Here is a 26980-nt window from a genome sequence, read left to right on the forward strand (position 1 = left end):
AATATGACTACTGTACTATCAAGGTCTGCAATATTGACTCAACCGCATGGGCATTATTCGCTGGCACATACCCGCCTTCCAACACCCAAACCGTTTTTTCTTTAGTGTATTGACTCGCTAGATTGATCAGTTTGCGTGCAATGGCGGCGTACCCGGCATCCGAATAACTCAACTCGCCAAGCAAATCCCCCTGGTGCGCATCCAATCCAGCTGAAATCAAAATCAGCTCTGGTTGAAAGCGTTGCATGGCAGGCACTAGTTGTTTTTCAATGGCAGCCAGCAGCAGGGTTTCGCTAGTGCCTGGGGGTACATCCACATTCATGGTGTAGCCTTGCCCATTACCATGCCCAATCTCTTCTGGCCGACCAGACCTTGGATAGAGCGGGTGTTGGTGCGCACTAAAATAAAACACACTATCATCCTGCTCAAAAATAGCCTGTGTGCCGTTGCCATGGTGCACGTCGATATCCACAATCAATAGCTTGCGCACACCATATTGCTTTTGCGCATAGCGTGCTGCCACCGCGACATGATTGTAAATACAGAAGCCCATGCCACGATTAGCCGTGGCGTGATGCCCGGGTGGCCTGACCAGCGCAAACGCACTTTTGGTCCTGCCTTGCATCACGGCATCTATACCCGCCATGGCGGCACCGCTGGCCAGCTTTGCCACAGCTAGCGAATCTTTAGAAATCACAGTGTCGCCGGTACTCAAGGTGAGATACGGCTGAGTGGTGGTCAGCTGTTGCTGCTCGTTTTCCAATAAATCCAGATAACTGGCCTGGTGTACAGCGAGCAAATCTTCACGGGTAGCCGCAGAAAAGGCGGGCCAACGCAGATCAGAGTTTAGGGTTTTGTGTTGTTTGAGATGCTGGATGATCGCTGCAAGCCGGTCCGGCTTATCCGGGTGGCCAGCGCCGGCATCATGCTGCAGGAAGCGATCACTGTAGAGGATGGTGACCGGTGAAGCCTGCGTTTCGAACGGCAAGATGGATAGCAAAAAGAAACTCAGACAATAACTGCATAGCCAGAAATGCATGCCCCCTCCTCAATTATCGTTTTACAAGGATGCGCTCAAGCAAGCAAAGCCAGGGCGCTATAAATTCACGATGCGCTTGGGCGCGATACGCCCATTCGCAAGCTGCACACCCAGTCCTAGAAACAGGCCCGCTTCACTGTAGACTCTCAAATCACCTTCAGGAATCAGCCCTGGTAACCATACCGGATTGCCCTGCTTGAAATAATACGCGGCATCCGTTGTCAGCTCTAATCTTGGCAGCGCGGTAATGGCGGTGTCTACTGGCAACAACAGCGCATCCCGTGCCTCCATCGTCATGGCTTCCAAAGCGTCCAGCGTCACAGTATGTGTGATCTGGTAAGTGGCTGTCGCCGTTCTGCGCAAGTCAATCAGGTGGGCACCTACCTTCAGCGCATGGCCAATATCTTCAGCCAGCGTACGGATATAAGTGCCTTTGCTACAAGTGACTTCAATGCGCGCAATATTATCCTGGCAATCCAGCAATTGCATCGCGAAAATCGTCACCTGGCGTGGCTTGCGTTCCAGCTCTATGCCTTCCCTTGCATAGGCATATAAAGGTTTGCCATCTACCTTGAGGGCAGAATACATAGGAGGAATCTGGGTGATTTCGCCCCTCAGTGCAGGCAAGACCGCGTTAATTTGCTGAGACTGCACATCACAAGCGACCTGCTGCAAAATATCGCCTTCTTTGTCACCTGTTGTGGTGGTGACGCCAAACTTGACTGTTGCGATATAGGTTTTATTTTCGTCTGTCAGGTGTTGCGCAAATTTAGTCGCTTCACCCAGACAAATGGGCAATACACCTGTGGCCAGCGGATCCAGTGTGCCGGTATGCCCGGCCTTTTGTGCCTGGTAGAGCCATTTTACTTTTTGCAGTGCCTGGTTGGATGAATAGCCATGCGGCTTATCCAGCAGTAACACGCCGTGAACGGCGCGTTTGATGCGTTTGGTTTGCATAGAAAGTTATTCTTGCGAGGGGGTATCGGGTGTCGCTGGCTCAGGCACCGGTGGTTCGGAGACTGCCTGATTGATCAGCTTATCCATATGCATGCCACGGTCTATGGATTCGTCATAGACAAAATGCAGTTGTGGCATGGTACGCAACATCATGCGCTTGCCTAATTGCGAGCGCAAAAAGCCGGCGGCTTTCTCAAGACCTTCTTGCAGGCCTTTACTGCTTTTAGATGCAGTGTAAAACACTTTTGCATGTGCCATGTCGCCAGCGACCTCAACATCGGTCAAGGTCACCATTTGCACACGCGGGTCTTTCACCTCGAACATGAGCAAATCCGCCAGTTCGCGGCGTATTTGTTCAGAGACACGGTCGTTACGTGAGAATGCTTTAGCCATTTATTCCTCCTGACTTTAAAAGCCTAAATGAGGCTAGGCGTCACACAAAAAATGGCGCGCGACATAGTTTGAATATGTAAGCGCACATTCTTTGGATGGCGACAATGCCTCATGACGGACTTTAAAATCAAAGCGTACGTGCCACTTCAACCACTTCGTAGATTTCCAGCGTATCACCGACTTCAATCTCATTGTAGTTCTTGAGTGACAGACCACATTCAAGGTTGTTTTTCACTTCCTTAACGTCGTCTTTAAAGCGCTTCAACGAATCCAGCTCACCGGTATGAATAATCACATTGTTACGCAGCAGGCGGACTTTAGCGTTACGCTTGACCACGCCATCCTGTACATAACAACCAGCCACGGAGCCAACTTTGGAAATGCGGTACACTTCGCGGATTTCCACGGTACCAATCATTTGCTCTTTCTGCTCTGGTGCCAGCATGCCACCCAGTGCGGCTTTGATTTCGTCTACTGCTTCATAAATAATGTTGTAGTAACGTAGATCTACACCCAAGGTTTCAACCAGCTTGCGCGCACCGGTATCGGCACGCACGTTAAAGCCGATCAACACAGCTTTAGATGCAGCCGCCAGGTTGACATCAGACTCACTGATGGCACCCACAGCGGTGTGAATAATATTCACGCGTACTTCGCTGGTAGACAGTTTTTGCAGGCTGGTCGTCAGCGCTTCGAAAGAACCCTGAACATCTGATTTAACAATCAGGTTCAGTGTCTGCACAGCGCCTTCACCCATATTTTCAAAAATATTTTCCAGCTTGGCTGCATGCTGTTTAGCCAGTTTCACATCACGGAACTTGCCTTGACGGAACAAGGCAATTTCACGTGCCTTGCGCTCGTCATTCAGCACAATGGTTTCTTCACCGGCACTTGGCACGTCAGACAAACCAAGTACCTCTACCGGGATAGAAGGACCGGCTTCTTTGATGTCATTGCCGTTTTCATCCAGCATGGCACGAACACGGCCATAAGCAGTCCCTGCCAGCAGCATGTCGCCACGGCGCAAGATACCGGATTGCACCAATACGGTAGTGACCGGACCACGACCTTTATCCAGACGGCCTTCAATCACCAGGCCAGTAGCCGGCGTATTTAGTGGTGCCATCAGTTCAAGTACTTCTGCCTGTAACAGCACGGCTTCCAGCAACTCATCAATGCCTTTACCTGTTTTAGCGGAAACCTCACGGAACATGGCTTCACCGCCGTACTCTTCCGGTACCACTTCATGGGTAATCAGTTCGCTTTTCACGCGCTCAGGCTGCGCTTCTGGTTTATCGATCTTGTTGATCGCAACCACGATAGGCACATTACCCGCTTTCGCATGGTGAATCGCTTCAATCGTTTGCGGCATCACGCCGTCATCGGCAGATACCACCAGAATCACAATATCGGTCGCTTTGGCACCACGGGCACGCATGGCTGTAAACGCCTCGTGGCCCGGAGTATCCAGGAAAGTCACCATGCCACGTGGTGTTTCCACATGGTAAGCACCGATGTGCTGGGTAATGCCGCCGGCTTCGCCAGAAGCGACGCGGCTACGACGGATATAATCCAGCAAGGAAGTTTTACCATGGTCAACGTGGCCCATGACAGTGACGACAGGCGGACGTGATTGCAACACGGCTTCCGTCATGTCGGTTTCTTCGAGGAAGCTCTCAGGATCGTTGGCAGCAGCGGCCTGGGCTTTGTGGCCCATTTCTTCCACCAGGATAATCGCTGTGTCCTGATCAAGTACCTGGTTGATGGTGACCATCATGCCCATTTTCATCAAGGCTTTGATCACTTCAGCCGCCTTGACCGACATTTTATGTGCCAGGTCAGCCACTGAAATGGTTTCAGGAATCATCACTTCTTTGATCACAGGCTCAGTTGGCGCATTAAATGCGTGCTGATCATCCTTGTTGGACTTGTGATGCTTGCCTTTAGGAGTGCGCCAGCCTTGGGAGGCGCCACCAGCGGCATCACCGCGGGTTTTGATACCGCGTTTTTTGTTCTCGTTATCGTTCCAGTCACGATTACCAGGCTTGCTCTTTTTATCTTTGCTTTCTGCTGGTTTGTCAGCGACTTTGTTCGCTGGCTTGTGCAGGGTACCTTCAGATAATTTGGTAGGTGCTGGCTTGTTCTTGGCTGCTTCAGCATCGGCCTGACGCTTCGCTTCTTCTTCTGCACGACGTAGTGTCAATGCCTGTTTGCGTTGTACATCTTCGGCTTGCAGGGCTAACAATTTCGCATGGCGTACCGCTTCGTTTTCACGTAGCGCGATTTCTTGCACAGATAAGACTGCGCCTTTGGCCTTTGCAACAGGTGCTGCTGGCGCTTCCGCTTCAACAGCAGGCTCGACGACTTCAGCCACTGGCTCTACCACTGGTTCAGGTTCAGCCTCAACCACCGGCACTTCGATTTCCGGCACTTCAACTTCTGGCTGAATATCAGCCACGATTGTTTCTTCCGGCGCTTCAGGCAGCGTAATGCCAACTTCTTCAACGGCTGCGGCGTCCACTGCAGATTCGTAACCGCCTTCTTCAGAGCGCTCTAATACACGTTTTTTGCGTACTTCAACCTGAATGGTGCGTGCTTTACCAGAGCTATCCGTTTTTTTGATTTCGGTGTTCTGTTTGCGCATCAGGGTGATTTTGTTTTTTGGGGCATTGGCAGCGCCATGCTCTTTACGCAAGTAATCCAGCAGTGCAGCCTTGTCACCTTCTTCCAAAAAATCATCCACAGACGTTTTATTGACGCCTGCGCCTTTCAGTTGCTCGATAAGCAGGGTCGTTGGAAGACCCAGCTCTGCGGCAAATTGTGCGACGGTTGAAAGTGCCATGTACTGCTCCAGTTCAATTACTTTATATTCTAATTTAAGGTGTACGCATGATTCTTGCCTGGCGGGTTATGAGAACCGCTGATTACTTAAACTCAGGTTATGCAAATCCAGACTGTTTAAACCACGATTGCTTAAATAGTGATTATTTAAACCAAGGTGCCCGTGCAGTCATAATCAATGACTTGGCACGTTCCTCATCTATTCCAGTCAACTCAACCAGCTCATCCACGGCCAGTTCAGCCAGATCTTCACTTGAATGGATGTTATTCGCAGACAGCTTGTGGGCTGTGTCCGCATCCATGCCTTCAAGCGTCATCAGGTCATGCGTGTCTTCTTCAACTTTTTCTTCTTTGGCAATCGCCTCAGTCAGCAAAGCAGCACGCGCACGCGAACGCAATTCATTCACTGTGTCTTCATCAAAGGCGTCGATTTCGGCCATTTCTGCAATCGGCACATACGCGATTTCTTCCAGCGTACTAAAGCCTTCCTGCACCAGGATATCGGCCACTTCTTCATCCACATCCAGTTTCTCGATGAATAACTGGCTGATTTTTGCGTATTCGTCCTGGTTTTTCTGGGCGGCCGCTTCTTCAGTCAAAATGTTCAGGCTCCAGCCGGTCAGCTCAGAGGCCAGGCGTACGTTTTGGCCATTACGGCCAATGGCGACAGCCAGTTGCTCTTCACTCACCACCACATCCATGCTGTGGGCATCTTCATCGACAACAATAGAGCTCACTTCAGCAGGGGCTAGTGCATTAATCACAAACTGTGCAGGATCCATGCTCCACAACACGATATCAACACGCTCGCCACCCAACTCAGAAGTCACTGCCTGTACACGTGAACCACGCATACCGACACAGGTACCTACCGGGTCCAGGCGCTGGTCATTGGTTTTTACTGCGATTTTCGAACGCAAGCCAGGATCACGGGCTGCTGAGCGGATCTCCAATAAGCCCTCTTCAATCTCAGGCACTTCCAGCTCAAACAGACGCTTGAGGAAATCAGGTGCAATACGTGACAGAATCAGTTGCGGGCCACGTCCACCACGGTCTACGCGTGACAAATAAGCACGTACGCGATCACCAACACGCAGGTTTTCTTTTTGGATCATCGCCTCACGCGGTAACAGGCACTCAATACGGCCGACCTCGATAATGGCATTGCCTTTTTCCATACGCTTGATCACGCCAGTGACCAGGCTTTCGCCACGACCCAGAAAGTCCTGGATCATTTGTTCACGTTCAGCTTCACGTACTTTTTGCAGAATGACTTGCTTGGCTGCTTGTGCGCCAATACGGCCAAAAGAGATAGACTCTAGCGGCTCCTCAACATAATCGCCAATCTGGCGACCTTCTGCGCGCGCGTCTTCTTCGTCGAATTGGTAAGTCGAACTCTCAAGTAAATCGTACTCCACATATTGCCAGCGTCTGAAAGTGCTGTAATCGCCACTTTCGCGGTCAATCTCCACACGAATGTCGGCACCTTCTTCATGGTTCTTTTTAGTTGCCGAAGCCAATGCCAGCTCCAGAGCTGTAAAAATCACTTCTTTACTGACATTCTTTTCATGTGCCAGAGCATCAACCAACAACAATATTTCACGACTCATCGCAATCTCCAACGCACCGTACGAATTAACTAAACAAATTAATCAAAAACCGGGCTCAAGCGAGCCTTGTCTATATTATCCAGCGATAAACTGTAGTTCCAGCCATCGCAATCAATCTTTACTTTACCTTCTTCAACACCTTGCAAAATACCCAAAAAGGTTTTTCTCGGCAGTGTTGTTGGCGTGGCTTTAGGGCCATCATCCTTAATCCCGATCCGCAACTTGATCTGGACGCGCTCACCGGCAAAGCGCACAAAATCACTCTCTTTACGCAATACACGGTCCAGTCCGGCAGAGGAAACTTCCAGCCGGTCATAATCAATATCCAGCTCGACTGTTAACACGTTGCCCAGCTGATTACTGACCAGCACGCAGTCATCAATGTTAACGCTGTCCTTAGTATCTGTAGGTGCCAGCTTGTCGATAAACACGCGCAGCAACTTACCGCGGTTGGATGTTTCAAAATCAACCAACTCATACCCCAATTGGGTAACCGTCTTTTCAACAACCGACTGCAAATCTTGCATGGCGATCCTTATTTCCCAAACATATCGACCAGAAACGAAAAATGGGCGCAAAGCCCATCAATCCACAGCATTATACCAAAATTCCTTTTAAATTTAAAGCCATAACTTGAAGCATCCTCCTGCCACCTGCCTAGTTAAGCGCGGCGAATAAAAACTCACTCCCCCTGATTAGCCCCAATGGGCCAATGACATATGCAGTGAGTTTTCATATGATGCTTGCAAACGAGGGAGAAGACTCAAACAACAGCCGTACAGCGCAGAACCATACTGCCACAGCGGCGTTAATAACCAGGTAGTAAGCAGTGTAGCAAGACAGATTTCATGGCAGTCTATTTAATGTTTTATCCTAATAGACTTTGATAACCCGGTGCGTGCACCGGGTTTTTTTATGCGTGTTTTGTGGTTTGTTGGCGTCAGCCAGGTCGCTGTTGTTCTATGCTGACACCGTAAAAGCAAAAACCCCGCTATTGCTAGCGGGGTTTTCTTGTAAGGAGCTTGGGGATGACCTACTTTCGCATACGAAGAGTACACTATCATTGGCGCAAGTTCGTTTCACGGCCCTGTTCGAGATGGGAAGGGGTGGTTCCAAACCGCTATTGTCCCCAAACATAACTGGTAATGTTATGCATGGTGCTGAGTGGTAGCTCAGCCTGCTTTAACAAATTGGAAGAAGTAAAGGATTCAAGCGTTTACGCTTGTTTTCAATGGGATTTAGATGTTGAAACAACGTGTTGTTTCAGTATTTCTAGATGATTGCCAAATCATATTGCTTTGAACTACACCTTATAGATTTTCTCAATGGTTTCCCATTCAGGTCGTCTAAGTTTTAAGGTTATAGGATCAAGCCTCACGAGCAATTAGTATCAGTTAGCTTAATGCATTACTGCACTTCCACACCTGACCTATCAACGTCCTGGTCTTGAACGACTCTTTAGCTGGCTTAAAGCCAGAGGCAAGTCTCATCTCGAGGCGAGTTTCACGCTTAGATGCTTTCAGCGTTTATCTCTTCCGCACTTAGCTACCCAGCTATACCATTGGCATGATAACTGGTCCACCAGAGGTGCGTCCACTCCGGTCCTCTCGTACTAGGAGCAGGTCCCCTCAAACTTGCAGCGCCCACGGCAGATAGGGACCAAACTGTCTCACGACGTTTTAAACCCAGCTCACGTACCACTTTAAATGGCGAACAGCCATACCCTTGGGACCGGCTACAGCCCCAGGATGTGATGAGCCGACATCGAGGTGCCAAACTCCCCCGTCGATATGAACTCTTGGGAGGAATCAGCCTGTTATCCCCAGAGTACCTTTTATCCGTTGAGCGATGGCCCTTCCATACAGAACCACCGGATCACTATGACCTGCTTTCGCACCTGCTCGACCTGTCCGTCTCGCAGTCAAGCAACCTTTTGCCATTGCACTATCAGTACGATTTCCGACCGTACCTAGGTTACCTTCGCACTCCTCCGTTACTCTTTGGGAGGAGACCGCCCCAGTCAAACTGCCTACCATACACGGTCCCCAGTCCGGATTACGGACCTAGGTTAGAACCTCAACAACATCAGGGTGGTATTTCAAGGTTGACTCCACGATATCTAGCGACACCGCTTCATAGTCTCCCACCTATCCTACACAAATCTTGTCAAAGTCCAATGTAAAGCTGCAGTAAAGGTTCATGGGGTCTTTCCGTCTAGCCGCGGGGAGATTGCATCTTCACAAACATTTCAACTTCGCTGAGTCCCGAGAGGAGACAGTGTGGCCATCGTTACGCCATTCGTGCGGGTCGGAACTTACCCGACAAGGAATTTCGCTACCTTAGGACCGTTATAGTTACGGCCGCCGTTTACTGGGACTTCAATCAAGAGCTTGCACCCCATCATTTAATCTTCCAGCACCGGGCAGGCGTCACACCCTATACGTCCACTTTCGTGTTTGCAGAGTGCTGTGTTTTTATTAAACAGTCGCAGCCACCTTTTCACTGCAACCCCATCACGCTTCTAGAGCAAGTCTATACACGTTACCGGGGCGCACCTTCTCCCGAAGTTACGGTGCTAATTTGCCGAGTTCCTTCTCCCGGGTTCTCTCAAGCGCCTTAGAATTCTCATCCTGCCCACCTGTGTCGGTTTGCGGTACGGTCTTATACAACTGAAGCTTAGTGGCTTTTCTTGGAAGCATGGTATCAATCACTTCACGTACAAGTACGCTCGTTATCACGTCTCAGTCTTAGCTCTCCGGATTTGCCTAAAGAACCAACCTACACGCTTGAACCGGGACATCCAACACCCGGCTGACCTAACCTTCTCCGTCCCCACATCGCATTGTATAGAGGTACAGGAATATTAACCTGTTTCCCATCAGCTACGCATCTCTGCCTCACCTTAGGGGCCGACTCACCCTGCGCCGATGAACGTTGCGCAGGAAACCTTGGGCTTTCGGCGAGGGAGCTTTTCACTCCCTTTATCGCTACTCATGTCAGCATTCGCACTTCTGATACCTCCAGCGCCCCTCACAGGACACCTTCGCAGGCCTACAGAACGCTCTCCTACCATGCACATAATAAATTATGGCATCCGAAGCTTCGGTTACGTGCTTAGCCCCGTTACATCTTCCGCGCAGGACGACTCGACCAGTGAGCTATTACGCTTTCTTTAAATGATGGCTGCTTCTAAGCCAACATCCTGGCTGTCTATGCCTTCCCACTTCGTTTTCCACTTAGCACGTCATTTGGGACCTTAGCTGTCGGTCTGGGTTGTTTCCCTCTTGACCACGGACGTTAGCACCCATGGTCTGTCTCCCGTAATTGCATTTCTCAGTATTCGGAGTTTGCAATGGTTTGGTAAGTTCTTATGAACCCCCTAGCCATAACAGTGCTCTACCCCCGAGAATGATATACGAGGCACTACCTAAATAGTTTTCGGAGAGAACCAGCTATCTCCAAGTTTGTTTAGCCTTTCACCCCTATCCACAGCTCATCCCCAAATTTTTCAACATTTGTGGGTTCGGACCTCCAGTACCTGTTACGGCACCTTCATCCTGGCCATGGATAGATCACTTGGTTTCGGGTCTACACCCAGCGACTAAAACGCCCTATTCGGACTCGATTTCTCTACGCCTCCCCTATCGGTTAAGCTTGCCACTGAATGTAAGTCGCTGACCCATTATACAAAAGGTACGCAGTCACGGAACAAGTCCGCTCCCACTGTTTGTATGCATACGGTTTCAGGATCTATTTCACTCCCCTCCCGGGGTTCTTTTCGCCTTTCCCTCACGGTACTTGTTCACTATCGGTCGATTACGAGTATTTAGCCTTGGAGGATGGTCCCCCCATGTTCAGACAAGGTTTCTCGTGCCCCGCCCTACTTTTCGTTACCCTAGTTCCACAGACGGGATTTCGTATACGGGACTATCACCCACTACGGTCGGACTTTCCATTCCGTTCTACTATCGCATCTGCTAAAAATAACAGGCTATTCCATGTTCGCTCGCCACTACTTACGGAATCTCGGTTGATTTCTTTTCCTCGAGCTACTTAGATGTTTCAGTTCACTCGGTTCGCCACCATCTCCCTATATATTCAGGAGCGGTTACCCTTGCGGGTGGGTTTCCCCATTCGGACATCTCCGGATCAAAGCTTATTTGCCAGCTCCCCGAAGCTTTTCGCAGGCTATCACGTCCTTCATCGCCTGTAATCGCCAAGGCATCCACCATATGCACTTATTCACTTGACCCTATAACGTTAAAACCTAAACCCTTTTTAAATCTAGATTTCGTCGTGCATGAGACACGCGTTACAGGTAATTCTAAAGCACTATCAAACCTCGTTAGATTTGCTTAAGTTATTGATTACTCAACAACCCAAGCTTCTCAACTTGCGTTTAATATATTTATGATTTTGCAATCAATCGATATTATTTCCGGTTAAAAAATAATATCGCCCATTGAATATAAGTTGTCATCACACAACCTATATTCCTTTACTTCTTCCATTTTGTTAAAGAGCAGACTAGTTAAAAAACTAGAAGCAAGCACTACGCAAGTAACGCTTGCTTCTAATCTCTAAATCTACAACAAAGATCTATTCACTCAAACCATCAATGAAGTGGTGGAGGATAACGGGATCGAACCGTTGACCCCCTGCTTGCAAAGCAGGTGCTCTCCCAGCTGAGCTAATCCCCCGATATAGACTGGTGGGTCTGGTTGGGCTCGAACCAACGACCCCCGCGTTATCAACACGGTGCTCTAACCAGCTGAGCTACAGACCCTAAGGCGGTTCGCCTAAATCTTTGTTGCTGCTTAATTCCAGATGACTGATAAGAGTGAATGCTTGAAGCCGAGTGATCTTCTCTAGAAAGGAGGTGATCCAGCCGCACCTTCCGATACGGCTACCTTGTTACGACTTCACCCCAGTCATGAATACTACCGTGGTAAGCGTCCCCCTTGCGGTTAGACTACCTACTTCTGGTAAAACCCACTCCCATGGTGTGACGGGCGGTGTGTACAAGGCCCGGGAACGTATTCACCGCGACATGCTGATCCGCGATTACTAGCGATTCCGACTTCATGCTCTCGAGTTGCAGAGAACAATCCGGACTACGATCGGCTTTCTGAGATTAGCTCCCCCTCGCGGGTTGGCAACTCTCTGTACCGACCATTGTATTACGTGTGAAGCCCTGGCCATAAGGGCCATGAGGACTTGACGTCATCCCCACCTTCCTCCGGTTTGTCACCGGCAGTCCCATTAAAGTGCCCAACTAAATGATGGCAATTAATGGCAAGGGTTGCGCTCGTTGCGGGACTTAACCCAACATCTCACGACACGAGCTGACGACAGCCATGCAGCACCTGTGTCCACTTTCCCTTACGGGCACCTAATGCATCTCTGCTTCGTTAGTGGCATGTCAAGGCCAGGTAAGGTTTTTCGCGTTGCATCGAATTAATCCACATAATCCACCGCTTGTGCGGGCCCCCGTCAATTCCTTTGAGTTTTAATCTTGCGACCGTACTCCCCAGGCGGTCTACTTCACGCGTTAGCTGCGTTACTCATGGATTTTACTCCACCAACAACTAGTAGACATCGTTTAGGGCGTGGACTACCAGGGTATCTAATCCTGTTTGCTCCCCACGCTTTCGTGCATGAGCGTCAATATTATCCCAGGGGGCTGCCTTCGCCATTGGTATTCCTCCACATCTCTACGCATTTCACTGCTACACGTGGAATTCTACCCCCCTCTGACATATTCTAGTCTGGCAGTTTCAAACGCAGTTCCCAAGTTGAGCTCGGGGATTTCACATCTGACTTGCCAAACCGCCTGCGCACGCTTTACGCCCAGTAATTCCGATTAACGCTCGCACCCTACGTATTACCGCGGCTGCTGGCACGTAGTTAGCCGGTGCTTCTTATCAAGGTACCGTCAGCCTCACACTTTATTAGAATGTAAGTTTTCTTCCCTTGCGAAAGAGCTTTACAACCCGAAGGCCTTCTTCACTCACGCGGAATGGCTGGATCAGGCTTTCGCCCATTGTCCAAAATTCCCCACTGCTGCCTCCCGTAGGAGTCTGGACCGTGTCTCAGTTCCAGTGTGGCTGGTCGTCCTCTCAGACCAGCTACTGATCGAAGCCTTGGTAGGCTATTACCCCACCAACTAGCTAATCAGATATCGGCCGCTCTTATAACGTAAGGTCCGAAGATCCCCTACTTTCCCCCTCAGGGCGTATGCGGTATTAGCTAATCTTTCGACTAGTTATCCCCCATTACAAGGCACGTTCCGATATATTACTCACCCGTTCGCCACTAATCCCCCTAGCAAGCTAAGGTTCATCGTTCGACTTGCATGTGTAAAGCATTCCGCCAGCGTTCAATCTGAGCCAGGATCAAACTCTTCAGTTTATTCCTAACTATTACTTTATACCTCTTTCGAGGCGGTATTCGTTTCGCTTAATTTCTCAAATTCATTTCAAGGTATGTGTGTAAAAAACACTGTACATACTTGTCATAAATCTAAGTGTAAAGCATTTGTATTTTCTGAGTTTCTACGCATTGAATGCGCTTCACTCAACTACAAACACCCACACTTATCAGTCATCCTAATTTTTAAAGAACACAGCCACTAGGGCCTTCATCACTAACGCTTTGCGTCAACGAGGTGCGCATTATACAGAGGTTTTTAAACCGGTCAACAACTATTTAAACGGCTGCTGATTGTTTCTGCTTATGGCATATTTCTTACTGCATTCCTTCGAATTAACGTTTCGTTTTCTCGAAGGAAGCCGCGCATTTTACAGCGCTGAAGATTTTCGTCAAGAAAAATATTATTTATTTTTCATTAAAAAAATCGACTATTGACATAAAAAATAGAGCCTCGCATTCACGAGGCTCTATTCGGTATAAGGAGCTTGGGGATGACCTACTTTCGCATACGAAGAGTACACTATCATTGGCGCAAGTTCGTTTCACGGCCCTGTTCGAGATGGGAAGGGGTGGTTCCAAACCGCTATTGTCCCCAAACATAACTGGTAATGTTATGCATGGTGCTGAGTGGTAGCTCAGCCTGCTTTAACAAATTGGAAGAAGTAAAGGATTCAAGCGTTTACGCTTGTTTTCAATGGGATTTAGATGTTGAAACAACGTGTTGTTTCAGTATTTCTAGATGATTGCCAAATCATATTGCTTTGAACTACACCTTATAGATTTTCTCAATGGTTTCCCATTCAGGTCGTCTAAGTTTTAAGGTTATAGGATCAAGCCTCACGAGCAATTAGTATCAGTTAGCTTAATGCATTACTGCACTTCCACACCTGACCTATCAACGTCCTGGTCTTGAACGACTCTTTAGCTGGCTTAAAGCCAGAGGCAAGTCTCATCTCGAGGCGAGTTTCACGCTTAGATGCTTTCAGCGTTTATCTCTTCCGCACTTAGCTACCCAGCTATACCATTGGCATGATAACTGGTCCACCAGAGGTGCGTCCACTCCGGTCCTCTCGTACTAGGAGCAGGTCCCCTCAAACTTGCAGCGCCCACGGCAGATAGGGACCAAACTGTCTCACGACGTTTTAAACCCAGCTCACGTACCACTTTAAATGGCGAACAGCCATACCCTTGGGACCGGCTACAGCCCCAGGATGTGATGAGCCGACATCGAGGTGCCAAACTCCCCCGTCGATATGAACTCTTGGGAGGAATCAGCCTGTTATCCCCAGAGTACCTTTTATCCGTTGAGCGATGGCCCTTCCATACAGAACCACCGGATCACTATGACCTGCTTTCGCACCTGCTCGACCTGTCCGTCTCGCAGTCAAGCAACCTTTTGCCATTGCACTATCAGTACGATTTCCGACCGTACCTAGGTTACCTTCGCACTCCTCCGTTACTCTTTGGGAGGAGACCGCCCCAGTCAAACTGCCTACCATACACGGTCCCCAGTCCGGATTACGGACCTAGGTTAGAACCTCAACAACATCAGGGTGGTATTTCAAGGTTGACTCCACGATATCTAGCGACACCGCTTCATAGTCTCCCACCTATCCTACACAAATCTTGTCAAAGTCCAATGTAAAGCTGCAGTAAAGGTTCATGGGGTCTTTCCGTCTAGCCGCGGGGAGATTGCATCTTCACAAACATTTCAACTTCGCTGAGTCCCGAGAGGAGACAGTGTGGCCATCGTTACGCCATTCGTGCGGGTCGGAACTTACCCGACAAGGAATTTCGCTACCTTAGGACCGTTATAGTTACGGCCGCCGTTTACTGGGACTTCAATCAAGAGCTTGCACCCCATCATTTAATCTTCCAGCACCGGGCAGGCGTCACACCCTATACGTCCACTTTCGTGTTTGCAGAGTGCTGTGTTTTTATTAAACAGTCGCAGCCACCTTTTCACTGCAACCCCATCACGCTTCTAGAGCAAGTCTATACACGTTACCGGGGCGCACCTTCTCCCGAAGTTACGGTGCTAATTTGCCGAGTTCCTTCTCCCGGGTTCTCTCAAGCGCCTTAGAATTCTCATCCTGCCCACCTGTGTCGGTTTGCGGTACGGTCTTATACAACTGAAGCTTAGTGGCTTTTCTTGGAAGCATGGTATCAATCACTTCACGTACAAGTACGCTCGTTATCACGTCTCAGTCTTAGCTCTCCGGATTTGCCTAAAGAACCAACCTACACGCTTGAACCGGGACATCCAACACCCGGCTGACCTAACCTTCTCCGTCCCCACATCGCATTGTATAGAGGTACAGGAATATTAACCTGTTTCCCATCAGCTACGCATCTCTGCCTCACCTTAGGGGCCGACTCACCCTGCGCCGATGAACGTTGCGCAGGAAACCTTGGGCTTTCGGCGAGGGAGCTTTTCACTCCCTTTATCGCTACTCATGTCAGCATTCGCACTTCTGATACCTCCAGCGCCCCTCACAGGACACCTTCGCAGGCCTACAGAACGCTCTCCTACCATGCACATAATAAATTATGGCATCCGAAGCTTCGGTTACGTGCTTAGCCCCGTTACATCTTCCGCGCAGGACGACTCGACCAGTGAGCTATTACGCTTTCTTTAAATGATGGCTGCTTCTAAGCCAACATCCTGGCTGTCTATGCCTTCCCACTTCGTTTTCCACTTAGCACGTCATTTGGGACCTTAGCTGTCGGTCTGGGTTGTTTCCCTCTTGACCACGGACGTTAGCACCCATGGTCTGTCTCCCGTAATTGCATTTCTCAGTATTCGGAGTTTGCAATGGTTTGGTAAGTTCTTATGAACCCCCTAGCCATAACAGTGCTCTACCCCCGAGAATGATATACGAGGCACTACCTAAATAGTTTTCGGAGAGAACCAGCTATCTCCAAGTTTGTTTAGCCTTTCACCCCTATCCACAGCTCATCCCCAAATTTTTCAACATTTGTGGGTTCGGACCTCCAGTACCTGTTACGGCACCTTCATCCTGGCCATGGATAGATCACTTGGTTTCGGGTCTACACCCAGCGACTAAAACGCCCTATTCGGACTCGATTTCTCTACGCCTCCCCTATCGGTTAAGCTTGCCACTGAATGTAAGTCGCTGACCCATTATACAAAAGGTACGCAGTCACGGAACAAGTCCGCTCCCACTGTTTGTATGCATACGGTTTCAGGATCTATTTCACTCCCCTCCCGGGGTTCTTTTCGCCTTTCCCTCACGGTACTTGTTCACTATCGGTCGATTACGAGTATTTAGCCTTGGAGGATGGTCCCCCCATGTTCAGACAAGGTTTCTCGTGCCCCGCCCTACTTTTCGTTACCCTAGTTCCACAGACGGGATTTCGTATACGGGACTATCACCCACTACGGTCGGACTTTCCATTCCGTTCTACTATCGCATCTGCTAAAAATAACAGGCTATTCCATGTTCGCTCGCCACTACTTACGGAATCTCGGTTGATTTCTTTTCCTCGAGCTACTTAGATGTTTCAGTTCACTCGGTTCGCCACCATCTCCCTATATATTCAGGAGCGGTTACCCTTGCGGGTGGGTTTCCCCATTCGGACATCTCCGGATCAAAGCTTATTTGCCAGCTCCCCGAAGCTTTTCGCAGGCTATCACGTCCTTCATCGCCTGTAATCGCCAAGGCATCCACCATATGCACTTATTCACTTGACCCTATAACGTTAAAACCTAAACCCTTTTTAAATCTAGATTTCGTCGTGCATGAGACACGCGTTACAGGTAATTCTAAAGCACTATCAAACCTCGTTAGATTTGCTTAAGTTATTGATTACTCAACAACCCAAGCTTCTCAACTTGCGTTTAATATATTTATGATTTTGCAATCAATCGATATTATTTCCGGTTAAAAAATAATATCGCCCATTGAATATAAGTTGTCATCACACAACCTATATTCCTTTACTTCTTCCATTTTGTTAAAGAGCAGACTAGTTAAAAAACTAGAAGCAAGCACTACGCAAGTAACGCTTGCTTCTAATCTCTAAATCTACAACAAAGATCTATTCACTCAAACCATCAATGAAGTGGTGGAGGATAACGGGATCGAACCGTTGACCCCCTGCTTGCAAAGCAGGTGCTCTCCCAGCTGAGCTAATCCCCCGATATAGACTGGTGGGTCTGGTTGGGCTCGAACCAACGACCCCCGCGTTATCAACACGGTGCTCTAACCAGCTGAGCTACAGACCCTAAGGCGGTTCGCCTAAATCTTTGTTGCTGCTTAATTCCAGATGACTGATAAGAGTGAATGCTTGAAGCCGAGTGATCTTCTCTAGAAAGGAGGTGATCCAGCCGCACCTTCCGATACGGCTACCTTGTTACGACTTCACCCCAGTCATGAATACTACCGTGGTAAGCGTCCCCCTTGCGGTTAGACTACCTACTTCTGGTAAAACCCACTCCCATGGTGTGACGGGCGGTGTGTACAAGGCCCGGGAACGTATTCACCGCGACATGCTGATCCGCGATTACTAGCGATTCCGACTTCATGCTCTCGAGTTGCAGAGAACAATCCGGACTACGATCGGCTTTCTGAGATTAGCTCCCCCTCGCGGGTTGGCAACTCTCTGTACCGACCATTGTATTACGTGTGAAGCCCTGGCCATAAGGGCCATGAGGACTTGACGTCATCCCCACCTTCCTCCGGTTTGTCACCGGCAGTCCCATTAAAGTGCCCAACTAAATGATGGCAATTAATGGCAAGGGTTGCGCTCGTTGCGGGACTTAACCCAACATCTCACGACACGAGCTGACGACAGCCATGCAGCACCTGTGTCCACTTTCCCTTACGGGCACCTAATGCATCTCTGCTTCGTTAGTGGCATGTCAAGGCCAGGTAAGGTTTTTCGCGTTGCATCGAATTAATCCACATAATCCACCGCTTGTGCGGGCCCCCGTCAATTCCTTTGAGTTTTAATCTTGCGACCGTACTCCCCAGGCGGTCTACTTCACGCGTTAGCTGCGTTACTCATGGATTTTACTCCACCAACAACTAGTAGACATCGTTTAGGGCGTGGACTACCAGGGTATCTAATCCTGTTTGCTCCCCACGCTTTCGTGCATGAGCGTCAATATTATCCCAGGGGGCTGCCTTCGCCATTGGTATTCCTCCACATCTCTACGCATTTCACTGCTACACGTGGAATTCTACCCCCCTCTGACATATTCTAGTCTGGCAGTTTCAAACGCAGTTCCCAAGTTGAGCTCGGGGATTTCACATCTGACTTGCCAAACCGCCTGCGCACGCTTTACGCCCAGTAATTCCGATTAACGCTCGCACCCTACGTATTACCGCGGCTGCTGGCACGTAGTTAGCCGGTGCTTCTTATCAAGGTACCGTCAGCCTCACACTTTATTAGAATGTAAGTTTTCTTCCCTTGCGAAAGAGCTTTACAACCCGAAGGCCTTCTTCACTCACGCGGAATGGCTGGATCAGGCTTTCGCCCATTGTCCAAAATTCCCCACTGCTGCCTCCCGTAGGAGTCTGGACCGTGTCTCAGTTCCAGTGTGGCTGGTCGTCCTCTCAGACCAGCTACTGATCGAAGCCTTGGTAGGCTATTACCCCACCAACTAGCTAATCAGATATCGGCCGCTCTTATAACGTAAGGTCCGAAGATCCCCTACTTTCCCCCTCAGGGCGTATGCGGTATTAGCTAATCTTTCGACTAGTTATCCCCCATTACAAGGCACGTTCCGATATATTACTCACCCGTTCGCCACTAATCCCCCTAGCAAGCTAAGGTTCATCGTTCGACTTGCATGTGTAAAGCATTCCGCCAGCGTTCAATCTGAGCCAGGATCAAACTCTTCAGTTTATTCCTAACTATTACTTTATACCTCTTTCGAGGCGGTATTCGTTTCGCTTAATTTCTCAAATTCATTTCAAGGTATGTGTGTAAAAAACACTGTACATACTTGTCATAAATCTAAGTGTAAAGCATTTGTATTTTCTGAGTTTCTACGCATTGAATGCGCTTCACTCAACTACAAACACCCACACTTATCAGTCATCCTAATTTTTAAAGAACACAGCCACTAGGGCCTTCATCACTAACGCTTTGCGTCAACGAGGTGCGCATTATATAGGGCTGAGGCCTGTGGTCAACCCTTATTTTTCATTTTTACAATTTTGTTACAAATTACTAGAATTACCTTTTTCAACACCTGCGATCAAGCGAGTTTCAAGGCTGCTTTCAGACGCTTCCATGCCTGCGTCAATGCATTGCCATCCAGCTTGTAATGTTTATGCAAGGGCTGTTTGACTTCCCACTTCACTTTTAGCCCAGCAGGGAATATAACGAAGTCACCTTTACCAAAAGACACCGGCGCGCCATTAGTTGGCGTGACTACGCATTCGCCTTCTAATATATAGGCCTGCTCTTCTTCATGAAATGTCCAATCAAAGATGGAGACTTCTTTTTGCCAGGTAGGCCATTTGGAAACACCAAGGCTGTTTAATTGTGTTTCGGCAGGATTGTGTTGAACTTGAATCTGCATGATGGAAATCCCGTGATATGAATCGTTAGCTAAAACGCGCATTTTATAGGAAGCCGATATTCAGCAGTGAAGTTGTTCAGTAGTAAAATAGCTTTTTTGTATTTTTAGAGTGTGTGATGCGCATATCCTTGGCGAAGGCGATTGAACTGTTAAAGCAGGGTGAGGTGGTCGCTATCCCGACGGAAACGGTCTATGGGCTGGCAGCGGACGCCCGCAATGCGCAGGCGATTGCAAAAATATACGCCACCAAAGAGCGGCCTGCCAATAACCCACTCATTGTGCATATTGCTGGCAGCGACCAGGTATCAGACTGGGCAAGTGAATTCTCACCCTTGGCGCAAAAGTTGGCTGAGGCATTCTGGCCAGGGCCTTTTACATTGGTGTTGCCTGCGCGCGAGGATGTTTGTTCTGCCGTGCGCGCGGGCGAGCCTACGGTTGCCTTGCGGGTGCCTGCACATGCGATTACCCAGCAGTTGTTGCTGCAAAGCGGATTAGGGCTGGCAGCGCCCTCTGCCAATAAATACACGCAATTAAGCCCGACCACGGCTGCGCATGTTGAACTGGGTCTGGGTGATGCCATCCCCGTGCTGGACGGCGGCGCTTGCCAGGTCGGCATCGAATCCACCATTGTCAGCGTCTCTGGTGATCGCTGGCAACTACTGCGTCCGGGCATGATTGCTGAAGCGGACATTGCACTGGCCGCAGGTTCGCCAGCCAGCCAGAGAGCGCTGGCTGAAACACCGAAGGCGCCAGGACAACATTTATTGCATTACTCCCCCCGCACGCCGTGCCTGCTGTTCGATTCGCGCCAATCACTAAATGACTATGCGGCGAAGAACCGCGATGCTGCCGCCTTGTTGATAGGTAACAATGCTTTGCCTGGCATTAAAAACCTGACCCTGGCAGCAGACCCTGCGCTAGCTGCCGAACAACTTTATGCGGCATTGCATACGCTAGATGCCATGCATGCGACAGTCATCCTGATTGAGTCGCCCCCGGATACTCCAGACTGGACGGCGCTGAAAGACAGGCTGCAGCGCGCGGCTTACCAGCCAGCCGCGTAAAAAGATTGAGTCTGCCAACCATGACTGGCACAATGCTAGGCATTCATCCATTTCAACGACATCAGAGCAATATTACACAATGAAGAACGCTTATCACTTTTTAATCCTGGCTGCAGTTTCAGCTTTATTGTTCGGCTGCAAAAGTTTTGAAATGCCACGCGTATTTGAGAAGGGCACCAGGGAAACGCCACGCTACGGTAAAGATGCTGTTCATTACCAATGCGAAAACTACCAGTCGTTTGGCCTGAAGCTTTCGGAAAACAAGGAAGATGCCTGGGTCATGCTGCCCGATCATGAAGTGGGCCTGGTCAGGGATGCTACTGACAAGCAGCTTTATCATTACGGCACGATGGATTTACGCTTAAACGGTGACCAGACAACGCTGGATGATAGCGACCACCTGCACCTAAAAGGCTGCAAGCCGCCAGCTGCAAGCTAGTGACTTTATTCATTCCCCAAAAACCCATCAAGTCAGCAGTTTGTATGGGCAATGCGCTGATCAGAAAATTGTCCGCGGATACGCTGAATAATCGTTTGTAATGTGCGCTGAATCAGCTGCAGTGAAGAGGGCTGGCTCAACACCGTCAGCTGTTTTGCATTAGCTGGTAGCGCTTTCTGCAAGCTTTCCAGTTGGCAAGCTGCTTGCCCCAGCGGCGCCTCATCAACAATCACCGGAATCTCATATTCATTTTTGCCGCCATAGGCATTGAATAACAACGTTTCCAGCCCCACCACCAGCGCCAGAATATGGTCACCCGTATACTCAGGGTCAAAAATCAACCCAATCGCTTCAGATTGCTGGGTACGCCGGATCGCATCAAATCTCCAGTTGGCCTTGCCATCAAATACCCATTCCGTCATTTCGCGCGCGCCGACCTGGGTGCTTTTGGCAAGCTCTTCAGGATGTTGCTCGTACAGCGTTAGCATCAGCGTGCGCAGATCATCCGTATGCTGACTCATCACCTGTTTCGCTGTTTGAGACTGACTAACAGGGGCGGCTAGCTGGGTTTTCTTTTTAGGTTGCGCTTGCGCAGCCCCTGCCACCAACCCAAACATGACCAGCACACTTGCCCATTGAAATATTCGCCAGCAACCCATTTTACGCTTGTGTTCCATAGCCACCCTACGCTCGCAATCAGTCAACAATAAAAAAGCCCGAAATGCTTCGGGCTTTAGATGCTATCGCTAAAATGATTTGATTAGAATGGGATATCGTCATCAAAATCGTCAAAATTGCCTGCGGGTTTGCTAGTTGCGGGCTGGCTAAAAGCATTACGGTTGCCGCCAGCATTCGCACCAGCAGCTGGCTGGCGAGCGGGCGCCTGGTTGTAATTATCCGCACCGCCGCTTTGATCCATGTCGCCGCCCTCATAAGAGGTACTGCCACCTTCGCGGCCGGAACCTAACATCTGCATCTGATCAGCGACGATTTCAGTCGTGTAGCGGGTGACGCCGTCTTTTTCCCACTTGCGGGTTTGCAAACGGCCTTCAATATAGACCGGACGGCCTTTTTTCAGGTACTCACCGGCGATCTCGGCCAGTTTGCGATAAATCACAATGTTGTGCCATTCGGTTTTTTCCTGCTTGACGCCGGATTTGTCTTTCCAGTTTTCAGTCGTCGCGATACTGAAGTTGGCAACGGCTTCGCCATTAGGCATAAAGCGTACTTCCGGGTCACGCCCCAGATTGCCCACCAAAATAACTTTATTCACTGATGCCATGACGACTAGCTCCCTATCCTATTCATGATTGCTTGCGACAATGTCGCCTGAAATTCTTTACTGCGCTGATTCTCTAACTTTACCATGAGCATGGTTTCCGATGGAATCGCAACCGCTTCATAGACGCCTGCCATCGCACGTACATCTTGCGCCAACTGCGCGGCCTGGTCGTCATTATACCCTTGAATATGGAACATTTTGGTCTTCACGCTGGGGGGCGGCTGCATGCCTAGCGCCAAGCCAAACCAAACCAGCATGGCAATCGCGCAAATTAAAAATACGGCGCCGCCAGCATTACTGCCAAAATAATTGGATAAACATCCACCCATGGCCGCACCTAAGAACATGCCGAAAGATTGCGCAGTATTATGCACACCCATGGCCGTGCCCTTGGCCGCGACCGGTGCCATTTTGGAGATTAACGAGGGTAGGGTGGCTTCCAGGATATTGAATGCAAGGAAATAGCTGAACAAGGCGAGCACGATGCCAGTCAGCGAATTCAAACTGAATATAAAGGCGATTTGCGTGAACATCATCAAAGCGACAGCGCTGACAAAGACCGGTTTTAACTTGGCTTTTTTTTCTGCATAAATAATCACCGGCACCATCAGTAGAAATGAGACCAGCAACACCGGCAGGTAGATTTTCCAGTGCAGGTTTTCATTAAGCCCAGTGCTATGCTTGATGGCGAACGGCACCACCATAAACATGGCCATTTGTGCCCCATGCAGACAGAAGGTGCCGAAATTCAAACGCAGCAATTGCTTGTCTTTAAGCACTTCACGCATTCTGGCAGGCACTGCTTGCGCATCGGAATGCACATGCGCATTCACAGGGTGCGGCACACCGAATTTCACCACCGCAATCGCGACAATGGATAACGCCGCCATCAGCCAGAACATGCCTGGCACACCGATATACTGGTTTAGCACCGGCCCCAGCACTAGCGAGACCGCGAACGTCAATCCTATGGTTGCGCCTATCATGGCCATGGCTTGTGTGCGATGCTCTTCACGTGTGGAATCTGCCACCAGCGCGGTAATCACGGCAGAAATCGCGCCGGCACCCTGGATGGCACGGCCAAAAATCACCATATAGATATCGGTAGCGGTGGCAGCAAACAGGCTGCCAATCGCAAACAATATCAGCCCGACATAGATCAGCTTTTTGCGGCCAAAACGGTCAGAGGCAATACCAAACGGCAATTGGAAGATCACCTGCATAAAGCCATAGGCACCTAGCGCCAAGCCAATCAGGGTGTGGTTGCTACCACCTTCCAGTTTTTCAGCGTAGATGGCAAAGATAGGCAGAATTAAAAACATGCCAAGCATGCGCAAGCCGTAGATGGAAGCGAGCGCGATGGTCGCACGTGTTTCCAGTCGGGTCATTTTTTCAGAGAACTGCATGGCAATAGTGATAAGAAACGTTGGAGCCGGAAGAAACTTTGGCTTAATTCAGAATAATTGCGTATATTATCAGGTTGGCTGTCAGTTCGTGAAAGTATCATGGAATTTATCAAAATTCGCGGGGCGCGCACCCACAATCTGAAGAACATCAATCTGGATATCCCACGCAACCAGTTAGTGGTTGTCACTGGCCTCTCCGGCTCAGGGAAATCCTCTCTTGCCTTTGATACCTTGTATGCAGAAGGGCAGCGCCGTTACGTCGAAAGCTTGTCCGCTTATGCCCGCCAGTTCCTGGCACGTATGGACAAGCCGGATGTGGACTTGATCGAAGGCTTATCGCCGGCGATTTCCATCGAGCAAAAATCCACTTCGCATAACCCGCGTTCAACTGTGGGCACTGTCACCGAGATCCATGATTATTTGCGCCTGCTGTTCGCACGCGCCGGTGACCCGGAATGCCCCGACCACGGCATCAAACTGGAATCACAAACCGTCAGCCAGATGGTGGATAGCATACTCAAACTGCCAGAAGACACCAAGCTGATGATTCTGGCGCCGGTGGTTGCTAACCGCAAGGGCGAGCAGCTGGATCTGTTTGATACGCTAAAAGCACAAGGCTTTGTACGCCTGCGTATTGATGGCAAAGTCTATGAAATGGATGAGTTACCCCAGCTGGCTAAAACCACCAAACACAGTGTGGATGTGGTGGTCGACCGCCTGAAAGTGCGCGAAGACATGAAACAGCGCATTGCCGAATCACTGGAAACGGCATTGCGACTGGCAGATGGCAAAGTCATTGTCCAGGAAATGGATGACGAAAAAGAACATTTATTCTCAGCCAAATTCTCCTGCCCTGTATGTGACTACTCACTGGCAGAACTTGAACCACGCTTGTTCAGTTTTAACAACCCGATGGGCGCTTGCCCCAAGTGCGATGGCTTGGGCAACGTCACCTTTTTTGACCCGAAACGCGTAGTCGCTTTTCCACACTTATCCCTAGCCAGTGGCGCCATCAAAGGCTGGGATAAACGTAACCAGTTTTACTTCCAGATGCTTGCCAGCCTGAGCCAGCATTATGATTTTGACCTGGAAGCGCCATTTGAGAACTTGACCGAAGAAGTCCAGCAAACCCTGTTATTTGGTTCCGGACGCGAACAGGTGACATTTAAATACCTGAACGAACGCGGCACCTTCTTCAGCAAATCACATACCTTCGAAGGCATTATCAATAACCTTCAGCGCCGTTATCGCGAAAGTGACTCCAGCGCCGTGCGCGATGAACTGGCGAAATACATCAATGCCACCACTTGCCCGGAATGCAGCGGCACGCGCTTGCGTAAAGAAGCGCGCCACGTCAAAGTGGGCGACAAAAACATCCACCAGATTTGTGAAGTGCCACTTAAACAGGCACTCAACTTTTTTGAAAGCCTGCAGCTCAGCGGACAGAAACTGGCTATTGCAGAAAAAATCGTCAAAGAGATCGAGAATCGCCTCAAATTCCTCACTAACGTTGGCCTGGATTATTTATCGCTTTCACGCTCAGCAGAAACCTTGTCCGGCGGTGAAGCACAGCGTATCCGCCTCGCTTCACAAATCGGTAGCGGCCTGACGGGGGTGATGTATGTGCTGGATGAACCTTCCATTGGCTTGCACCAACGCGATAATGACCGCCTGCTAGAGACACTCAAACGCCTGCGTGACCTCGGCAATAGTGTGATTGTGGTTGAGCATGACCAGGATGCGATTTTACTGGCCGATTTTATTGTGGATATTGGGCCTGGAGCCGGTGAGCATGGCGGCAACATTGTGTCATTTGGCACTGCCGCCCAAATTCAAGCCGACCCGAACTCTTTGACCGGGCAATATATCAGCGGCAAAAAACAGATCACCTTCAAATTACCGCGCACGCAGCCTGATCCGGCGCGCATGGTGAAACTGAATGGCACCACGGGTAATAACCTGAAAAATGTCAGTATCGAAATTCCGGTTGGCCTGCTGACTTGCGTCACCGGCGTGTCAGGCAGTGGCAAATCGACGTTGATCAACGATACGCTTTACCGCGCCGTTGCCGCGCATTTATATGGCAGCACCACTGAACCAGCGCCTTACCAGGACATTGAAGGCATGGAGTTTTTTGACAAAGTGGTGGATGTCGACCAAAGCCCGATTGGCCGCACACCGCGCTCTAACCCGGCCACTTACACCGGGCTGTTTACGCCGATTCGTGATTTATTTGCCAGCGTGCCGGATAGCCGCGCGCGTGGTTATGGCCCGGGACGCTATTCGTTCAACGTTAAAGGCGGCCGCTGTGAAGCCTGCCAGGGCGATGGTGTGCTTCGCGTCGAAATGCATTTCCTGCCTGATGTGTATGTGCCGTGTGATGTCTGCAAAGGCCACCGCTACAACCGCGAGACACTGGAGATCCAGTTCAAGGGTAAAAATATCCGAGAAGTGCTGGAGATGACGGTAGAGCAGGCGCATGACTTCTTCAATGCGCAACCAGTCATTGCACGAAAACTGAAAACGCTACTGGATGTCGGCCTTGGCTATATCACTTTAGGGCAATCTGCCACCACGCTATCTGGTGGTGAAGCACAGCGCGTGAAACTGTCTCTTGAGTTAAGCAAGCGCGACACCGGCCGTACCTTGTATATCCTGGACGAACCGACTACTGGCCTGCACTTTGCCGATATTCAGTTATTGCTGGACGTGATTCATCGCTTGCGTGATGCGGGAAATACCGTGGTGATCATTGAACACAATCTGGATGTGATTAAAACGGCAGACTGGCTGATTGATATGGGGCCGGAAGGCGGCGATGGCGGCGGCATGGTGGTTGGCGTTGGTACACCGGAGACACTGGCAAAAAATACGGCCAGTTATACCGGCCGTTACCTTACACCCTTGTTAAAACATCTCGCTGTAAAGAGCTAAGGTCAACATGCAACCTTCATGCTTCAG

General features: G+C 49.7%; 13 protein-coding genes, 4 tRNA genes and 6 rRNA genes. 3 read left to right on the forward strand and 20 right to left on the reverse strand.

Features of this window, described 5'->3' with window-relative positions; all coding sequences use genetic code 11:
- Window positions 1-7 precede the first annotated feature (7 nt).
- The 17 genes from ACSSVF_RS03510 to ACSSVF_RS03590 all read right to left on the reverse strand — a co-directional run bounded on the left by ACSSVF_RS03510 (window position 8) and on the right by ACSSVF_RS03590 (window position 19828).
- Window positions 8-1039 carry a histone deacetylase family protein gene (locus ACSSVF_RS03510; protein WP_492405529.1) on the reverse strand — a complete coding sequence of 344 codons (1032 nt, stop codon included), beginning with the start codon at window positions 1037-1039 and terminating at the stop codon, window positions 8-10.
- A 57-nt stretch (window positions 1040-1096) separates the two neighbouring features.
- The gene (gene truB, locus ACSSVF_RS03515; RefSeq protein WP_492405530.1) at window positions 1097-1996 is read right to left on the reverse strand and encodes a tRNA pseudouridine(55) synthase TruB; all 900 of its coding nucleotides are present in this window, start codon (window positions 1994-1996) and stop codon (window positions 1097-1099) included.
- A 6-nt stretch (window positions 1997-2002) separates the two neighbouring features.
- Complete coding sequence (gene rbfA, locus ACSSVF_RS03520; RefSeq protein ID WP_379033975.1) at window positions 2003-2389, reverse strand: 30S ribosome-binding factor RbfA; 387 nt, start codon at window positions 2387-2389, stop codon at window positions 2003-2005.
- 127 nt (window positions 2390-2516) lie between these two features.
- Complete coding sequence (infB, locus tag ACSSVF_RS03525) at window positions 2517-5231, reverse strand: translation initiation factor IF-2 (protein WP_492405531.1); 2715 nt, start codon at window positions 5229-5231, stop codon at window positions 2517-2519.
- A 142-nt stretch (window positions 5232-5373) separates the two neighbouring features.
- Entirely contained in the window at window positions 5374-6840 is a 1467-nt protein-coding gene (nusA, locus tag ACSSVF_RS03530; protein WP_442585221.1) for a transcription termination factor NusA, read from the reverse strand.
- A gap of 38 nt (window positions 6841-6878) precedes the next feature.
- Window positions 6879-7367, reverse strand: a complete 489-nt coding sequence (rimP, locus tag ACSSVF_RS03535; RefSeq protein ID WP_492405534.1) for a ribosome maturation factor RimP — start codon at window positions 7365-7367, stop codon at window positions 6879-6881.
- Window positions 7368-7860: 493 nt separating this feature from the next.
- Window positions 7861-7974, reverse strand: a 5S ribosomal RNA gene (rrf, locus tag ACSSVF_RS03540).
- A gap of 229 nt (window positions 7975-8203) precedes the next feature.
- Window positions 8204-11092: ribosomal RNA gene (locus ACSSVF_RS03545) — 23S ribosomal RNA — on the reverse strand.
- Between the two features lie 372 nt (window positions 11093-11464).
- Window positions 11465-11540, reverse strand: a tRNA-Ala gene (locus ACSSVF_RS03550).
- Window positions 11541-11549: 9 nt separating this feature from the next.
- Window positions 11550-11626 (reverse strand) — tRNA-Ile (locus ACSSVF_RS03555).
- Window positions 11627-11712: 86 nt separating this feature from the next.
- A 16S ribosomal RNA gene (locus ACSSVF_RS03560) occupies window positions 11713-13251 on the reverse strand.
- A 504-nt stretch (window positions 13252-13755) separates the two neighbouring features.
- Window positions 13756-13869, reverse strand: a 5S ribosomal RNA gene (gene rrf, locus ACSSVF_RS03565).
- 229 nt (window positions 13870-14098) lie between these two features.
- Window positions 14099-16987 (reverse strand): 23S ribosomal RNA (locus ACSSVF_RS03570).
- Between the two features lie 372 nt (window positions 16988-17359).
- Window positions 17360-17435 (reverse strand) — tRNA-Ala (locus ACSSVF_RS03575).
- Between the two features lie 9 nt (window positions 17436-17444).
- Window positions 17445-17521, reverse strand: a tRNA-Ile gene (locus tag ACSSVF_RS03580).
- Window positions 17522-17607: 86 nt separating this feature from the next.
- Window positions 17608-19146 (reverse strand): 16S ribosomal RNA (locus ACSSVF_RS03585).
- The 16S, 23S and 5S rRNA genes sit together here with 4 tRNA genes alongside, the layout of an rRNA operon.
- A 355-nt stretch (window positions 19147-19501) precedes the next feature.
- Complete coding sequence (locus ACSSVF_RS03590; RefSeq protein WP_492405536.1) at window positions 19502-19828, reverse strand: cupin domain-containing protein; 327 nt, start codon at window positions 19826-19828, stop codon at window positions 19502-19504.
- A 116-nt stretch (window positions 19829-19944) separates the two neighbouring features.
- Between ACSSVF_RS03590 and ACSSVF_RS03595 the strand changes: the two genes are divergently transcribed.
- Both ACSSVF_RS03595 and ACSSVF_RS03600 read left to right on the forward strand, forming a co-directional pair.
- Window positions 19945-20892, forward strand: a complete 948-nt coding sequence (locus tag ACSSVF_RS03595) for an L-threonylcarbamoyladenylate synthase (RefSeq protein WP_492405537.1) — start codon at window positions 19945-19947, stop codon at window positions 20890-20892.
- A 151-nt stretch (window positions 20893-21043) separates the two neighbouring features.
- Window positions 21044-21331 (forward strand): hypothetical protein, encoded by a 288-nt coding sequence (locus tag ACSSVF_RS03600; protein WP_492405538.1) that lies wholly within the window; start codon window positions 21044-21046, stop codon window positions 21329-21331.
- A 32-nt stretch (window positions 21332-21363) separates the two neighbouring features.
- Here ACSSVF_RS03600 and ACSSVF_RS03605 read toward each other — a convergent pair whose 3' ends face one another.
- The 3 genes from ACSSVF_RS03605 to ACSSVF_RS03615 form a co-directional block, all read right to left on the reverse strand.
- Window positions 21364-21948: a hypothetical protein gene (locus ACSSVF_RS03605; protein WP_492405539.1), complete on the reverse strand. Its 585-nt coding sequence runs from the start codon at window positions 21946-21948 to the stop codon at window positions 21364-21366.
- Between the two features lie 143 nt (window positions 21949-22091).
- A complete protein-coding gene (gene ssb, locus ACSSVF_RS03610; protein ID WP_492405541.1) occupies window positions 22092-22613 on the reverse strand; it encodes a single-stranded DNA-binding protein in 522 nt (173 codons plus the stop codon).
- A 5-nt stretch (window positions 22614-22618) separates the two neighbouring features.
- Window positions 22619-24019: an MFS transporter gene (locus ACSSVF_RS03615; RefSeq protein ID WP_492405542.1), complete on the reverse strand. Its 1401-nt coding sequence runs from the start codon at window positions 24017-24019 to the stop codon at window positions 22619-22621.
- Window positions 24020-24118: 99 nt separating this feature from the next.
- Between ACSSVF_RS03615 and uvrA the strand changes: the two genes are divergently transcribed.
- A complete protein-coding gene (gene uvrA / locus ACSSVF_RS03620) occupies window positions 24119-26953 on the forward strand; it encodes an excinuclease ABC subunit UvrA (protein ID WP_492405543.1) in 2835 nt (944 codons plus the stop codon).
- Window positions 26954-26980: the final 27 nt, after the last annotated feature.

This window comes from Methylophilus sp. E2MeOHC9 (assembly GCF_058744375.1).

Coding starts and splice junctions, on each gene's coding strand:
- rbfA (WP_379033975.1), bottom strand. CDS start 2,389: ATGGCTAAAGCATTCTCACGTAACGACCGTGTCTCTGAACAAATACGC.
- ssb (WP_492405541.1), bottom strand. CDS start 22,613: ATGGCATCAGTGAATAAAGTTATTTTGGTGGGCAATCTGGGGCGTGAC.
- ACSSVF_RS03595 (WP_492405537.1), top strand. CDS start 19,945: ATGCGCATATCCTTGGCGAAGGCGATTGAACTGTTAAAGCAGGGTGAG.
- ACSSVF_RS03600 (WP_492405538.1), top strand. CDS start 21,044: ATGCCACGCGTATTTGAGAAGGGCACCAGGGAAACGCCACGCTACGGT.
- ACSSVF_RS03510 (WP_492405529.1), bottom strand. CDS start 1,039: ATGCATTTCTGGCTATGCAGTTATTGTCTGAGTTTCTTTTTGCTATCC.
- ACSSVF_RS03590 (WP_492405536.1), bottom strand. CDS start 19,828: ATGCAGATTCAAGTTCAACACAATCCTGCCGAAACACAATTAAACAGC.
- nusA (WP_442585221.1), bottom strand. CDS start 6,840: ATGAGTCGTGAAATATTGTTGTTGGTTGATGCTCTGGCACATGAAAAG.
- ACSSVF_RS03605 (WP_492405539.1), bottom strand. CDS start 21,948: ATGTTTGGGTTGGTGGCAGGGGCTGCGCAAGCGCAACCTAAAAAGAAA.
- truB (WP_492405530.1), bottom strand. CDS start 1,996: ATGCAAACCAAACGCATCAAACGCGCCGTTCACGGCGTGTTACTGCTG.
- uvrA (WP_492405543.1), top strand. CDS start 24,119: ATGGAATTTATCAAAATTCGCGGGGCGCGCACCCACAATCTGAAGAAC.
- rimP (WP_492405534.1), bottom strand. CDS start 7,367: ATGCAAGATTTGCAGTCGGTTGTTGAAAAGACGGTTACCCAATTGGGG.
- infB (WP_492405531.1), bottom strand. CDS start 5,231: ATGGCACTTTCAACCGTCGCACAATTTGCCGCAGAGCTGGGTCTTCCA.
- ACSSVF_RS03615 (WP_492405542.1), bottom strand. CDS start 24,019: ATGCAGTTCTCTGAAAAAATGACCCGACTGGAAACACGTGCGACCATC.